Source organism: Shewanella sp. 0m-8 (assembly GCF_052977265.1).
In genome coordinates, this window is record NZ_JBRIMB010000027.1 from 1 (window position 1) to 14,550 (window position 14,550).

The 14,550-nt window shown below is 43.4% G+C and carries 14 protein-coding genes; 9 read left to right on the forward strand and 5 right to left on the reverse strand.

Annotation, left to right across the window (positions count from 1 at the left end; translation table 11 throughout):
* Positions 1-578 precede the first annotated feature (578 nt).
* Positions 579-830, forward strand: coding sequence for a YkgJ family cysteine cluster protein (locus tag ACVBIO_RS13315; protein ID WP_447162288.1), 252 nt, complete (start codon positions 579-581; stop codon positions 828-830).
* Between the two features lie 51 nt (positions 831-881).
* Positions 882-1,331 (forward strand): Rrf2 family transcriptional regulator, encoded by a 450-nt coding sequence (locus ACVBIO_RS13320; RefSeq protein ID WP_447162287.1) that lies wholly within the window; start codon positions 882-884, stop codon positions 1,329-1,331.
* Here the strand turns inward: ACVBIO_RS13320 and ACVBIO_RS13325 are convergent.
* Genes ACVBIO_RS13325 through gpmM form a run of 4 tightly spaced genes read right to left on the reverse strand, consistent with a single transcriptional unit; the run spans position 1,317 to position 6,000 of the window.
* Positions 1,317-2,066 (reverse strand): divergent polysaccharide deacetylase family protein, encoded by a 750-nt coding sequence (locus ACVBIO_RS13325; RefSeq protein WP_447162286.1) that lies wholly within the window; start codon positions 2,064-2,066, stop codon positions 1,317-1,319. The genes ACVBIO_RS13320 and ACVBIO_RS13325 overlap by 15 nt on opposite strands.
* A gap of 6 nt (positions 2,067-2,072) precedes the next feature.
* A complete protein-coding gene (locus ACVBIO_RS13330) occupies positions 2,073-3,278 on the reverse strand; it encodes a S41 family peptidase (protein WP_447162285.1) in 1,206 nt (401 codons plus the stop codon).
* 33 nt (positions 3,279-3,311) lie between these two features.
* Positions 3,312-4,445 (reverse strand): murein hydrolase activator EnvC family protein, encoded by a 1,134-nt coding sequence (locus tag ACVBIO_RS13335; RefSeq protein ID WP_447162284.1) that lies wholly within the window; start codon positions 4,443-4,445, stop codon positions 3,312-3,314.
* 10 nt (positions 4,446-4,455) lie between these two features.
* A complete protein-coding gene (gene gpmM, locus ACVBIO_RS13340) occupies positions 4,456-6,000 on the reverse strand; it encodes a 2,3-bisphosphoglycerate-independent phosphoglycerate mutase (protein ID WP_447162283.1) in 1,545 nt (514 codons plus the stop codon).
* A gap of 241 nt (positions 6,001-6,241) precedes the next feature.
* On the opposite strand from gpmM, the gene ACVBIO_RS13345 reads away from it, so the two are divergent.
* From ACVBIO_RS13345 to gpsA, 3 genes are all read left to right on the forward strand, one after another.
* Positions 6,242-6,676: a rhodanese-like domain-containing protein gene (locus ACVBIO_RS13345; RefSeq protein ID WP_447162282.1), complete on the forward strand. Its 435-nt coding sequence runs from the start codon at positions 6,242-6,244 to the stop codon at positions 6,674-6,676.
* A gap of 230 nt (positions 6,677-6,906) precedes the next feature.
* Positions 6,907-7,392: a protein-export chaperone SecB gene (gene secB, locus ACVBIO_RS13350; RefSeq protein ID WP_012157402.1), complete on the forward strand. Its 486-nt coding sequence runs from the start codon at positions 6,907-6,909 to the stop codon at positions 7,390-7,392.
* Positions 7,393-7,396: 4 nt separating this feature from the next.
* The gene (gene gpsA, locus ACVBIO_RS13355; RefSeq protein ID WP_447162281.1) at positions 7,397-8,416 is read left to right on the forward strand and encodes an NAD(P)H-dependent glycerol-3-phosphate dehydrogenase; all 1,020 of its coding nucleotides are present in this window, start codon (positions 7,397-7,399) and stop codon (positions 8,414-8,416) included.
* Between the two features lie 83 nt (positions 8,417-8,499).
* On the opposite strand, the gene ACVBIO_RS13360 is transcribed toward gpsA, so the two are convergent.
* Positions 8,500-8,688, reverse strand: a complete 189-nt coding sequence (locus tag ACVBIO_RS13360; RefSeq protein ID WP_447172793.1) for a hypothetical protein — start codon at positions 8,686-8,688, stop codon at positions 8,500-8,502.
* A 96-nt stretch (positions 8,689-8,784) separates the two neighbouring features.
* Here ACVBIO_RS13360 and ACVBIO_RS13365 point away from each other — a divergent pair, with 96 nt between their 5' ends.
* The 4 genes from ACVBIO_RS13365 to ACVBIO_RS13380 all read left to right on the forward strand — a co-directional run bounded on the left by ACVBIO_RS13365 (position 8,785) and on the right by ACVBIO_RS13380 (position 14,470).
* Positions 8,785-9,969 (forward strand): NAD(P)/FAD-dependent oxidoreductase, encoded by a 1,185-nt coding sequence (locus ACVBIO_RS13365; protein WP_447172794.1) that lies wholly within the window; start codon positions 8,785-8,787, stop codon positions 9,967-9,969.
* 130 nt (positions 9,970-10,099) lie between these two features.
* The gene (locus ACVBIO_RS13370; RefSeq protein ID WP_447172795.1) at positions 10,100-10,927 is read left to right on the forward strand and encodes a TnsA endonuclease N-terminal domain-containing protein; all 828 of its coding nucleotides are present in this window, start codon (positions 10,100-10,102) and stop codon (positions 10,925-10,927) included.
* Entirely contained in the window at positions 10,914-13,055 is a 2,142-nt protein-coding gene (locus ACVBIO_RS13375; protein ID WP_447172796.1) for a transposase, read from the forward strand. The genes ACVBIO_RS13370 and ACVBIO_RS13375 overlap by 14 nt, the downstream gene beginning before the upstream one ends.
* Positions 13,052-14,470, forward strand: a complete 1,419-nt coding sequence (locus ACVBIO_RS13380) for an ATP-binding protein (protein WP_447172797.1) — start codon at positions 13,052-13,054, stop codon at positions 14,468-14,470. Before ACVBIO_RS13375 ends, ACVBIO_RS13380 begins: the two co-directional genes overlap by 4 nt.
* Positions 14,471-14,550: the final 80 nt, after the last annotated feature.

A 14,550-nucleotide genomic window follows, 5' to 3' on the forward strand; every position in this document is an offset into this window, starting at 1 on the left:
CGGTAGTTCAGTTGGTTAGAATACCGGCCTGTCACGCCGGGGGTCGCGGGTTCGAGTCCCGTCCGCTCCGCCAACATTAAGACGAAAGCCTCTGCAGTAATGCAGAGGCTTTTTTCGTTTTGTAATATTTGTTAATTTAGCCGTGACGTCGCGGATGAATCCGCCCCAGCTACGCTACGCTTCGCGTTCGTAAGCTCACAGCTATCGCTGTACTCACCTACAAACATTACGAAAAAGCCCTGCTAGTAATAGCAGGGCTTTTTCGTATCTGCGATTTGAAGAAATTAAGATGAAATCCTCTGCACTTCTTATTGAAAAAATGCAGAGGCTTTTTTAGTTAAACGTCACAGATTCTTTTAAAAGAAGATAGTCCGGCCCCATTTCGCGTTAGTAAATTAATGATTACCGCCATACTCATTTGTAAACCAATTCCAACCAGTATAAATTCAATACACTGATCACGGATCTACAAACTGATTAACGCCTTACTGTATACTATGTGAAGTGGCACAACCCTCTATCAGTTGATAGGGCTATAATAGGTGCCGCAAGAACTAAGGTTATAAGATGGTTATAAGATGAATTGTCGTTTAGGCTGTGGTGCATGTTGCATAGCGCCGTCTATTTCCACCCCTATTCCTGGTATGCCAGATGGAAAACCCGCAGGTGTTAGATGCATACAGTTAGATGATAGCAACTTATGTAAATTGTTCGGCCAGCAACAAAGGCCTGCCGTATGTGGATTGTTTGCGGCAACCGAAGATGTTTGTGGAAAAACCGATACTGAGGCTCTGTGGTTAATTAGCTCTTTAGAGGCGGCTACCAGCTAACTAAACCTTTAAAAATCGTCGTTCAAATATTTATTTACGGATCGTTAATCAATGCAGTTAACTCGTTACACCGATTATGGCTTAAGAACGCTGATGTATTTGGCGCTGCACTCCGAGCGCGAGACGCTTTTCCGTATCTCAGAGATCACAGAAGTATTTGACCTGTCTGCCAACCATATTTCTAAAGTTGTACATCATTTAGGTAAGTTAGGTTATTTGCAAACGGTTCGCGGCAAGAGTGGTGGTTTTAAGCTTGCTAAGCCAGCTACAGATATCAATATAGGCCAAGTGGTACGTGCTTTAGAAAACTCTTTGGCGCCTATCGACTGTAGTAAGCCGTATTGCTTGTTTACCCCAGCTTGTAAGCTTAAGGGCGTATTAGGTGATGCTGTAAATGCTTATTTGGCTGTGCTAGATGCTTATACTCTAGATATGATAGTAACAAATAAGCCAGAGCTTAAGTCGTTACTACCAGACCTCTCTATCTCAATCTTGCAGTAGAACATCCCTTGATTTGGTGGCGACACGTTGCGGTAATAACTGCGAGGTGTGCACCAAATCAATATTAGCGCTCTGTAAACGATGCAGGTTCTTATTGAGAAACTCGACCGTTTCTGGATAGGGGTGGGCTATGACCACTATATTGCGTTTAGCATGTGCCAAGGATATTGCATGGTTAAATTGCTTTTCTAATCCAGCTGGCGTTTTATCGTTATCTAGAAAAATCTCCCTTCTTAGCAGTGGTACGCCCATTGATTCCGCCACCGCACCTGCTCGGGTATATTTGGTCGTCATGCTATCGATAAAATATAAATTGTGCAGCTGTAATGACTCCATGACCCAGCGCATAGGGCTATTTAGCTGGGTCAGCAAACTTCCCATATGATTATTGGCGCCACTGGCATTAGGCACACTATGAATTGAAGCGCTTATCTGGGCCTTTAGCTCTGTTTCGGTCATGGTGTTCGTCAAAGCGCCCGGACCAATCGCTTTACCATTAAGCGCTTGCATAGGTAGGTGGACTAAAATCTCATTTCCTTGCTGATGTGCCTCAAGGGCGAGACTTTTTCCTAGCGGTGTGTGTGGCAAAATTGAAAGTGTAATATTGGCGGGTAGGCTCAACACCGCTTTATCAGATTGACGATATCCAATATCGTCAATGATGATGGCCATTTTGCTAGCGAATACGCTTGAACTTGGTAACAATAAAAAAATGAATAATAGAAGGTAGCGCACTGGTTATTATTTTTCTGCTTGAATCCATGCAATAGCCGAGTTGACCAATTTATCTTGAGCAACAGACTCACGGAGTGAATTTGACTCGATTATAGGCATACTTTCCCCATCCGATACAGCCTCTAACTCGATTTTTATATCAGGTTCAATACCTTTAGAGTTAATGTCTTTACCATTTGGCGTCGTGTATTTGGCAATAGTCAGCTTAATTGCATTGCCATCCATTAGGGTGGGGATCAGACTTTGTATCGTGCCCTTACCGAAACTCGTCTGGCCTATTAACTTGGCGCGACCATTTTCTTGTAATGCAGCAGCTAGCACTTCAGAGGCGGAGGCGGAGCCTTTATTGATTAATACTGACAGTGGAATATTGGTCGCCATAGTTTGTGGTGAGGCGTAGTAGTCTGAGTTCGCATCAAAAAATCGCCCCTCAGTAGCAACTATCCGCCCTTTGTCGAGAAAGATATCGGCGATTGTTATCGCTTGATCGAGCAGCCCACCTGGATTGTTTCGAAGATCGAGAATAATGCCGTTTAGTTTTTCTGATTGCCATGCTGACAGCTGTTTGACCAGTTCTGGAGTGGTATTTTCTTGAAAGCTTGAAAGACGAATATAGCCAATCTGGTTGTCTAGGATCTCTGCTTCAACAGAGTTTATTGCGATAAGACTTGGACTGATGGTGACGGTGTAGTGAGCATCTGAGTTGGCGCGTATCATCTCAAGCTCAATGGGGCGTTTGTCGACACTATGCTGTTTGATTTCTTTGAGAATACTTTCTAATTTGTCAGCGGTAACCAGCTGTTTATTGAGCTTGATAACACGGTCACCCGGTTTTATCCCTGCTGCTTCTGCTGGGGACTCTGCAAAGGGGGTGACTATGGTTATTTGATCATTGTCAGTGGCGATTTCGACGCCAAACCCAAAGTACTCACCATTATTGGTGTCTTGCATATTGCTGAAGGTTTGTTTATCTAGAAAGCTTGAATAAGGATCCAGTTTATTAAAAATCCCCTCAATGGCCGCTTCGATAAGCTCCTCTTCAGTGAGTTTTTGTACATAGTAGGTTTCTATGGTGTCGATAACATCGAGCAGCACAGGGTAATTTACACGGGAGTTATATTGTTGAGTGTGTTCCTGTCCGGATAAGGTTATGGATAAGCCCAGCGCTAAGCCAGCGGTAACGCAACAAAAGTAACGAATTAATTGAGACATACAAACCCCTTATATCGTAAGGGGTTATATGGTCTAACGTTTGCAATACCTTGCAGGATCGACAGCTTGCCCCTTGTGTCTTATTTCAAAGTATAGGCCAGCCTCTGTCTGTCCACCCGATCGTCCGACCAAAGCAATCGACTCTCCCTTGCTTACCGAGTCTCCAGCATTCTTTAATAATGCCTGCGCATGGCCATATAAGCTCATGTAACCTTTGCCATGATCCACAACTAAAACCATACCAAAACCGCGTAACCAGTCGGCATAAATGACCTTACCGCCAGCAATCGCGGTGACATTTTGTCCCTCTGCTGCAGCAATGGTGACACCTTTCCATTTGACCTGACCGGAGCGCCTACTGCCAAAAGCTGATTTTATGCGGCCTTGAGTGGGCCACTTTAATTTGTTACGGCTAGATAGCCCTTCATATGAAGGGTTGTTCTTCATTGCGAGCAGAGCTTGCTCGACCACCCTCTTAAGGCTGGCCTCCTCGATCTGTAGTTGTTCGAGTTTCGCACCGCTATTGCTTAGGGTTCTTTGCAGTTGGGTTAGCGTATTTTGCCGTTGAGACTGCTCTTGGTTGAGCTTTTGAGCTTGTTGCTGTTGTTCAAGCACCAGTTTATTAAGCCGGTTTTGTTGCTCTTGCTGATCAGCTTGAATTTGGTCTAACTCTTTTAAGGTTGTCTGTAACTGATTAATTGAGTCAATGCGCGCGTTATTCAAATATTGATAATACGCCAGTAGTCGTTCAATGCTGGCTGGTGACTGCTGATTTAACAGCATTTTACTGTAATCGTGATTACCGGCCAAATAGGCGCTAGCAAGTTGATTTGAAAGCGACTTTTGCTGTGCTGTTTTTAATTTTTCTAATTGAACCTGTTTGCTGTCTAGTGCTGCAATTTTCTTATCGGTTTTGCCAAGATCTTGCTTGGTGGTGTTGACTTTTTTTGCCGCTTGAGCAATCGCTTTTTCATCCTCTTTTAATAAAGAAATTAATCGCTCTCTTTGTTTACTGGTGTTTTGAACCGCGGACTGTTGCTTGTTGATCTGCGCTTGAATCGATTTAAGCTCAGACTGACGACGCTCTAGATCAGTGGCGTTAACCGTTAAAGGAAGTGATAGAAAGCCAGCAATGATGCTGGCTTTTATAAAAAATCGAATGTTCACGTGTTAGTTTTTACTCTTTGATTTTTATTATCGCGCGGCCTGTCATCTCTTCAGGCACTTCTTGTCCCATCAAGGTTAACATAGTCGGCGCTAAATCACTCAAACGTCCGCCTTTTTCTATCTCTGCGTCACGCCCTACATAAATTAATGGCACTAACTCGCTGGTGTGTGCAGTATGAGCTTGGCCAGTTGACTCATCGGTCATCTGTTCTGCATTGCCGTGATCGGCGGTAATCAAGCATTCTCCACCAACTTTATGCAGTGCTTCTACAACACGACCAATACAGCTATCTACCGCTTCACAGGCTTTAACTGCAGCATCGAAGTTACCAGTATGGCCGACCATATCACCGTTGGGATAGTTACAGATGATGACGTCATATTGAGTTGACTCAATGGCCGCTACTAGCTTGTCGGTTAACTCAGTAGAACTCATCTCTGGCTGTAAATCATAAGTCGCGACTTTGGGTGACTGGATCAAAATGCGATCTTCTCCCTCAAACGGCTCCTCTTTACCACCGTTAAAGAAGAAGGTCACATGGGCATACTTCTCCGTTTCGGAAATACGTAGCTGAGTGAGATCTCGCTGTTGCAATGTCTCGCCTAAGGTATTAACCAGGTCACTTGATGGGTAAGCGATTGCAGCCTTAATGTCGCCAGCATATTCTGTCAGCATAACGAAGTTGATTTTTGGCGTCACGGCTCGCTCGAAACCATCAAAGTCAGCATCTACAAAGCTGCGAGTAATTTGACGGGCACGATCGGCGCGGAAATTCATGAAAATCAACGAGTCGTTGTCGGCAAGCGTGGCAATGTTGCCTTGAGCATCAGGAATAACGGTGCTAGCAACAAACTCATCATTTTCATCACGGGCATAAGCGGCTTCAAGCCCCTCAACGGCAGTTGCTGCTTGGTGCAAGCCTTTGCCTTCGGTAATGAGCTCATAAGCTTGTGAAACGCGATCCCAGCGATTATCTCTATCCATGGCGTAGTAACGGCCAATAAGTGAAGCCACCTGACCTGTGCCTAATGTGTTGAATAGTTCTTCAAAGTGAGCCAGGCCAGACTTGGCGCTGCGAGGTGGAGTATCGCGACCATCTAAGAATGCATGTAAGTAAACATTCTTGGCACCACGTTTTACCGCTAGACGGCACATAGCTTCGATGTGATTTTGGTGACTGTGAACGCCACCTGGAGACAAGAGTCCCATTATATGCACTGCACCATCAGCTTTGATTGCTGCATCGACGGCTTCTGTCAGTGCGGGATTGTTATCAAACTCACCATCATCAATTGATTTGCCGATACGAGTGAGTTCTTGGTAAACAATGCGACCAGAGCCAATATTGATATGTCCGACTTCTGAATTACCCATTTGGCCGTCAGGTAAGCCAACATCGAGACCCGAACCTGAGATTAAACTGTGTGGATATTTGGCATTTAACTGGTCTAGAACCGGTGTCTTAGCATGAAAAACAGCATTTTTCTGTGTGTTTTCACGGTAACCCCAGCCATCGAGGATCAGCAGTGCCAGTGGGCGCTTGCGTGTCGTCATGGTAGTACCTTTAAGTTTAAAAAAATAAGATTTAAATCGAAATTGGTTAAATATTACTACCAATTACGGTCACGCATAAAGAAATTTACCTAGATTGCCGTTATCGGATTGCGCTATTGCTGCCATATAAGTACGCAGACGCGTCGCCACAAGCGTGACTAACATTCTGTATTCTGCCTCAAGCGATGGTATACTCTGTGCCCTCATTATATTTGGCCCTAAAAATAGTAGGCAGTTAACGATGCAAGAATATATGGAATTTTTTAAAGCGAACCCGATGTTAAGTTTGGCTTGGGTTGGTTTGTTCGTCGGACTTATCGTTGTAGTGTTTAAGTCTAGCGTTTCTAAAGTTAAAAATGTTAATCATCAAGAAGCAACATTGCTGATGAATAAGCAAGACGCGAAAGTCGTTGACGTGCGCGGAAAAGAAGAATTTAAGAAGGGTCATATAGTTGGCGCAATCAACGTGCCGCTAGCCGATATAAAAAATAATCAGCTGACTGCCCTTGAAAACTCAAAAGCGAGTCCCATTATAATGGTATGCAACGCTGGCATGACTTCGTCTCAAGCTGCTCAGCTGATGGTTAAGCACGGTTTTGAAAACGTGAACAACCTGAAAGGTGGTATGGGTGAATGGCAGTCAAATAATTTGCCTGTTTCAAAAAGCAAAAGATAGAAGTGTTAGTGTAGCCATTGCTTTTTTGTTGAGTTATTGATTAGAGTGTTAGCTCTCAACTTATTGTGGTTACCGGCATTGAACTGAGGGAGCGTTCCCTCCAAAAAAGCGTCTGTTGACTAAATAAATCAAAAACTGGGACAGTAAATTAGGTGTTTACCTGGCTTACCAAGCCCTGAGACTGGCTCTTTTGAAGTAGCCTCATTAACATATTTTAAAGGTAGGATAGTATGGCTGAAGTAGCAAACAACGAACAACAAGGTCCACAATTCAACATTCAACGTGTTTACACAAAAGATATCTCTTTTGAAACACCAAACAGCCCAGCTGTTTTCCAAAAAGAGTGGAACCCAGAAGTTAAGCTTGATCTAGATACTCGCAGCAACAAACTATCTGATGACGTATATGAAGTTGTACTGTCTTTGACTGTTACAGCTAAGAACGGTGAAGAAACTGCTTTCCTATGTGAAGTTCAGCAAGCGGGTATCTTCGCTATCGCTGGTCTTACTGAACAGCAGCTAGCTCACTCTCTAGGTGCATACTGCCCTAACGTTCTTTTCCCATATGCTCGTGAAGCAATTGGTAGCCTAGTTAGCCGTGGTACTTTCCCACAACTAAACCTAGCGCCAGTTAACTTTGACGCACTATTTGCTCAGTATGTTCAACAGCGTCAAGCTGCTGCAGCTGAAGCACCAGCAGAAGAAGCTAACGCTTAATCGCATGAAAAACACTGCCGACATTACGGTACTGGGGGCGGGCTCTTACGGGACCGCCCTTGCCATTTCTTTAGCGAGTAATGGCCACAGAACCATGCTTTGGGGCCACGAACCCGAGCACATTGAAAACCTGAAAAACGACAAGTGTAACGAAGCGTTTTTACCGGGTATTCCGCTACCAGACTTGCTGATCCCTGAAGCTGACTTGGCTACTGCGCTAGCTGCATCAAATAATGTACTAGTGGTCGTTCCTAGCCATGTATTTGGTTTGGTGCTTAGCCAGGCGAAGCCGCTTTTGCGTAATGACTCTCGTATTGTATGGGCAACTAAAGGCTTAGAGCCTGAAACTGGCCGTTTAATACAAGATGTTGCCCGTGAAGTGTTAGGCGATGAGTATCCATTAGCTGTGTTATCGGGGCCGACGTTCGCTAAAGAACTTGCAGCAGGCATGCCGACTGCGATTTCGATTGCGGGTACCGACCCACAATTCACTAAAGATTTAGTTGAGTTGTTACATAGCCCGAAACGTCTGCGTGTTTACGCCAATGATGACTTTATTGGTCTGCAATTGGGCGGCGCAGTTAAAAACGTTATCGCGATTGGTGCAGGCCTTTCTGACGGTATCGGTTTTGGTGCGAATGCTAGAACGGCGCTTATCACCCGTGGTTTAGTTGAGTTGACTCGACTAGGTGAAGCGATGGGGGCACAAGCCTCTACCTTTATGGGCATGGCAGGACTTGGTGATTTGGTACTAACGTGTACCGATAACCAGTCTCGTAACCGCCGCTTTGGTTTAGCATTGGGCAAAGGCTCAGATGTTGAAGCTGCTCAGAAAGAGATCGGCCAAGTGGTTGAAGGTTATCGCAATACAAAAGAGGTTTACACGCTAGCTAAGCGTTTAGGCGTCGAAATGCCGATTACCGAGCAGGTTTACCAAGTCCTTTATAAGGGCAAGTCTCCGGTTGATGCAGCCAAAGAGCTACTTAGCCGTGAACAAAAGTCTGAGACGTCGTCGGCAGAATAGTTTTGCTGTTATTAGGTTGAACAATTTGTTCAGTTGATTGAAAACCGAAGCCTAGCTTCGGTTTTTTGTTTTTAGCGTATTCTCTAGTCGGCATAAGTACTTCTCTTTACAGATGCCACTTTAATGCCACCCATGGTGTAGATGTTGATAGTGGCATAAGTACTTATATGTACAACTACCACTTCTTGCCATCCATGGCGAAGATGGCATAAGTACTTCCATGTACAAATACCATTTGATGCCATCCATGGTGTAGATGTTGATAGCGGCATAAATACTTCCATGTACAAATAACAATGCTAAAATAGCGCCCTATTTTATGCCTTGCGTTTACAAGCGTTCGGCAAAGTTTTTTTAGGAGTTTTCGAGTGAAACATCATGACGTCATCATTATTGGTGCTGGAGCTGCTGGGCTTATGTGTGCGGCTACTGCAGGTTACCGTGGCCGTGATGTATTAGTGCTCGATAACGCTAAACAAGCGGGCCGCAAAATCCTGATTAGTGGTGGTGGCCGTTGTAACTTCACCAATCAAAAAGTTGAGCCTGCAAACTTTATTTGCGGTAACGGCCACTTTGTAAAATCTGCATTAGCTCGATATCGTTCAAGTGATTTTATCGAACTGGTTGAGCGCCATGGCATTGAGTATCATGAGCGCGATCATGGTCAGCTGTTTTGTAATGACTCTGCTAAAGAGATCGTTACCATGCTGCTTACCGAGTGTGAGTGGGCTGGCGCGCAGATTAAATTACGCACTGAAATCAGCGCGATAAGTAAAAATGCCGATGGCTTGTTTGAAGTGCAAACCGATAAAGAGCAATACAGCTGTGAATCACTGGTTGTGGCAACGGGCGGTTTATCAATGCCAAAGCTAGGTGCATCGCCGTACGGCTACCATATTGCAGAGCAGTTTGGCTTAAGGGTGTTGTCGACTCATGCCGGGCTCGTGCCTTTTACTTGGCATAGTGACCAAAAGCAGCGCTTTGAACCGCTATCGGGTATTGCCGTACCCAGCACCATTACCGCAAAAAATGGCACTCAATTTAGTGAGGCTCTGCTATTTACTCATCGCGGCTTATCTGGCCCAGCGATTTTACAGATTTCAAACTACTGGAACCCCGGTGAATCGATAAGTATCAACCTCCTTCCTGGCGAAGATGTGCGTGCCAAGATTGATCAAGCTGTTGAAGCGAGTCCAAAGCAGAGCCTACGCAATGCCTTGTCGCAATGGCTACCAAAGCGCTTGGTTGAAGTATTATTTGAAGAGGCGCTGCTTAACAAAGCACTCAATCAGCTGATACATGTCGAGCGTGAGCAGTTGGCTGTCGATCTTGAGGCTTGGACATTGGTAATGAATGGCACCGAAGGCTATCGCACTGCAGAAGTCACCCTAGGTGGCGTCGATACTAATGAACTATCATCTAAAACCATGGAGGCAAAGTCAGTCTCAGGCCTATACTTTATTGGCGAAGTAATGGATGTCAGTGGTTGGTTAGGCGGGTTTAATTTTCAGTGGGCCTGGAGCTCAGGCGTTGCCGCAGGGCTGGATGTGTAACTGTGTAGAGACAATAAAGTTGGCCCATAAGCAATAAAGTTGGCCCGTAACGGCATTTTCAGACAATAAAGTTTGCCCGTAGTGGTGTTTGCTACTATGCTTTTTCTAGATAAATACATCGGAATAAGTTATGTCACGCGGACGAAAACTTGAGTCTTTACAAGACTATCAGCGAGCCTTAAAAAATAAGTATGGAATAGGAGAAGGCTCTGATTATAAGCCGTGGCTTAGAATTCAAGACGTAAAATCTCACGGAACTAGATCGTTAATTTTTGGGAGAAAATCTCAGCGAGAACATCACATGATGTCTTCAATAGAGAGTGAGTTATTTTATTTAGCTGAGTTCTCCAACAGTGTTATCGATATAAGAGAGCAGTTTCCTATTTTGCCGCTTAACTATACGCAAAAAGTGGCAAGCATATTGGGTGTGAAACATCCAATACACCCCAAAACGAAAGAACCTATCATAATGACAACCGATCAGTTACTTACAACTGACTCTCCCCAAGGTACGTCATATCACGCAATTTCAGTTAAGCCTGAAAGTGAATCAGATAAGCAGCGTGTACTCGAAAAAATTGATATTGAACGTGTTTGTTGGCAACTGTTGGGGGTTAAGTTTAGCTATTTTACAGGTAATGAGCTGACTAAAATCCAGAGTAGTAATCTTAGCTGGGCAACAAGTCCTTTCCGTGAAAACCCCATCCTTTTTACTGATGAACAGGTTGATAGTGCGCTAGCTGTAATTGAGGTTGGTCAATTCTTCCTTGAAGACCTGTGTAATCAATTCATATCGATGAATATCGCCTCACATGACGATGCTCTATTGCTTATTCGTTACCTAATAGCGGACAAGTTTATTGATGTGGATTTGTCATCAAAGATTACAGAAGTGGGGATATTAGATATCACATCTATAGCTATGGCTGCGAGAGGTGTTATGAATGGAGCTTCCTAGAAACAGTGTTTGGGAGTTACACGACTCCGATTTAGCCGAAGACGGTTTATATCGAATTTTGGATCTAATGCACGATGTTGAGTCGGTAGTTCTTTTCCCTTTAAATCAGACATCAAGAAGTGTTCGTCCTCTTGCTTTATCGATAGAAGCATTTACAGAGCATGTAAAAAGCCAGAAAGCCAAGAAGTCCGAGTTTAACCTACCTAGCTTTCTTTTGGTCGCAGAGGAAAATATCCCAGAAGAGCATATTGCTCGAAGAGATAAAAACTATGCGTTAATTGAAGGTATTGTTTTTGATAGAGCTTTTGTTTTTGATTATGCAACGCAAAAACGTGTACCACATCTTGCTGAGTATGCGAGGGCGATGGAAATCGACCGAAAAGTCTTGGCTAGATTACTCACTCAATATTGGCGTTATGGTCAGGATAAAATCGCGCTTCTTCCTGCATTTTCCCTAAGTGGTGGTTTGGGAAAGGAGAGGAAAACGACAGGCAATCCATTAGGCTCTCCTAAGCAACCAAGAACTGTAGCGGTAGAAAGGGCTGCAAAATACGTTATTTCAGATATAGATAAAAGTAAGTTTAAGAAAGCACTGAAAAAGTATTATTTAAAAAAGACCTGTCTAACGTTATCAAAAACGTACAAAAATATGCTCGTTGATAGCTATGCCGATGAGGTTCGCATTGCTCATTCATGTGGAAGACCTCCTTTAGTCCCAACACTTAAGCAATTTAGTTATTGGGCAAAAAAACTATTTAATAAAGAAGAGATGGTTAAGGGGAGAACGACCGAAAATGATCATCTCAGGAATAAAAGAGGTTTATTAGGAAGTGTTATTCAAGATAGTTACTTGCCTGGAACGCATTTTGAGATAGATGCAACCGTAGCCGATGTTCACATCGTTTCCGAACTCGGTTCTCAGCACTTATTAGGTAGGCCAACGATTTACATTGTGATCGATAGAGCGAGCCGGATGATTGTTGGCATGCACGTATCTCTTTATCATGCATCATGGCGCGCCGCGAGACAGGCACTAGCAAATAGCTTTTTACCTAAGGCTGATTATTGTAAAGAATTCGGTGTGGATATTCACGATTCTGAGTGGCCTTGTTCGCATATTCCAAAGGAGTTGGTTTGTGATAATGGCGAGATGATTGGCTTAAAGGCACAGAAAGCCCTTACTCCAATGACGAGATTATCTTTTACCCCCCCTTACAGACCTGATTGTAAAGGGGTCGTGGAGAAGCGGTTTGATATCTTGAATAAAGAGCTGATTCATGGTTTTTTGGGGACGACTAGAGGGGGGAATAGTGTTGTTAGAGGTACTCGAGACCCAAGAAAAGATGCTATCTACACTTTAAGGGAAGTGACTACTGAAATCATAAAAGCCATTCTTGAACATAATAGATCTATTTTTGACGACTTGGCTTTTTCAAGCCCACTTTTAATCGAGAATGACTTACCGCCAACACCTATCAACTACTGGAAAGTTCATCTCGCTAAACATAAACACGATCTTCAAGCCGCACTTCCTGATGAAGTTATAGCTCGCTTACTTCCCCCCGCAAAAGTAAGTATGACACGCAGTGGAATACATTTTAACGGGCTATATTATTCTTGCAGAGAAATTGAAGATCGGAATTTGGCATCGGTAGCAAGAGCATCAGGTCAATGGCGCTTAGAAGCTCGGATTGATGAAAATACGACAAACCATATCTATGTGCGGTTAGATAAAAATCATGGATTCACGCTTTGTTATCTTCTACCTCGTAGCCGAATGTTTGGCGGTAAATCAATGTACGAATCTGATTTCATGCAAGATTGGCTCGACTCAAAAAAAGAGCAATCTCCTATAAGTGTCGCTTCAATAGATGATCATAAATATCGTCAAAAGATGGCGTTAGATGCAAAAAAACGAAATAAGAACGCTACTAGCATGAGCTTCACTCAAAAAATAAAAAACATCCGTCAGCATCGCACCGATGAGCTAAGAGCAACAACGAATATGCTTGAAGACAGTAAAGGGAATGGAGAAACCATTGCAACACAAGAATCAAAAACAGTGGTAAGCAAAGTTGTATCTCTCCCAGCAGGTAGAAAACGAAGAACAAAAGGAGAATCATCATGACTGCAGTTAAGGCTATCTATCATGATGCAATCCTGTCGGAGCACCAAGGAAATCCATTAATTGAAGCCTTACCTCCTAAGCGTTCTTGGGAAGAGGTAATGGCTGTATTTAGTAATTATCCGGATTATGCTGAAGAAATTGCAGATAATCCTAACCCTTTAGTTCGTGATGAGTACTTGAATCGAATCGAAGAGTTAAGGCAGCCATTGACCGACTATGAAGCGTGTTTTAGAGCGATAGAAAGAGCCATTAAAAAAGGTTACTCAGCCAAAAATCCATTAAGTCCAACAACCTCACAGTATTTGCATTATTTAGTGGATGAAAGGCCAGATATCGCTCCTAGAACCGGATTTTTTCAACCAAAAGGTGATGGTTTAACGTTGATTGGAGAAAGCGGGGTAGGAAAAACATCCATGCTTGAACAGGTGCTTAGTTACTTTCCAAACATCATTGAGCATGAGTCATATAAAGGCCAATCATTAGACCTAAGAAAACAAGTAGTTTGGATTAAAGTTGACTGCCCCAGTAATTCTAGCGTTAGAGATCTGTGTGAAGAGATTTTAGCTTCGTTAGACTTGGCATTAGACAGAGAAAAGACAAAACCTGCGGGAACGATAGGGGCGCTAGTTCGTCAGCTAGAACAGTGCATTAAATCTAGCTTTCTTGGGATGTTGGTTATTGATGAGATGCAAAACCTTCAGTTTAAACGAACAGGCGGCGAGAATAACTTATTAAAGTTTTTACATAGATTAGTAAATAAACTTGGAGTGCCTCTTTTCTTTGTGGCTAACCCTCCTTTTGAGCAGACCTTAACTAAAGAGTTAAAAGCCGCTAGGCGAGCAGAAAGCGGATATCATCATACTATGTCGGTTCTTAGCAAGGAGAGTGCTTCGTGGAATGCATTCATCGACCAGCTTTGGAATTATCAGTGGACTAATGTGTACACAGAACTCACCCAAGATTTAAATGAGGCTCTTCATAGGCTGTCCGTTGGCAATATCGATATGGCAAGCCGTACCTATAGAGAAGCGCAACGTTTAGTGATTGGCTGTGCAGATGAAAGGATCACTGTATCGACTCTTGAAGCTGGTAATGCTGTGGCATGTGGTTTATCACGGCAAACTAATGAGGTTAATGAGTTAAAAACTGTGGTTGCATTACCGAGTGGGAAACAACGACGTATTAAGAAAATCGATACACCACAGGTGTTTGCTGTCGATAAAACTGGAGATATTACTAAACCACAACACCCTGAGTTTACCTCTCGGTTAATTGAATTGCTTGGTGCAGTTGATATAGGTGATAGGATAAAAGATCCTGATGTATTTCAACAGGCTGGGGAGTCAAAAGATCCCATTCGCTTTTTAAGACTGCAAAAGTTGATGCTTGATGATCCGTTAACTGAACTGCTTTAGTGATGCAGAGGCTAATAGCTATTAGCCTTGTTAATTCTACAACTCGTATAATCTAGTCTAAAATTTAGCCATTGCGTAAC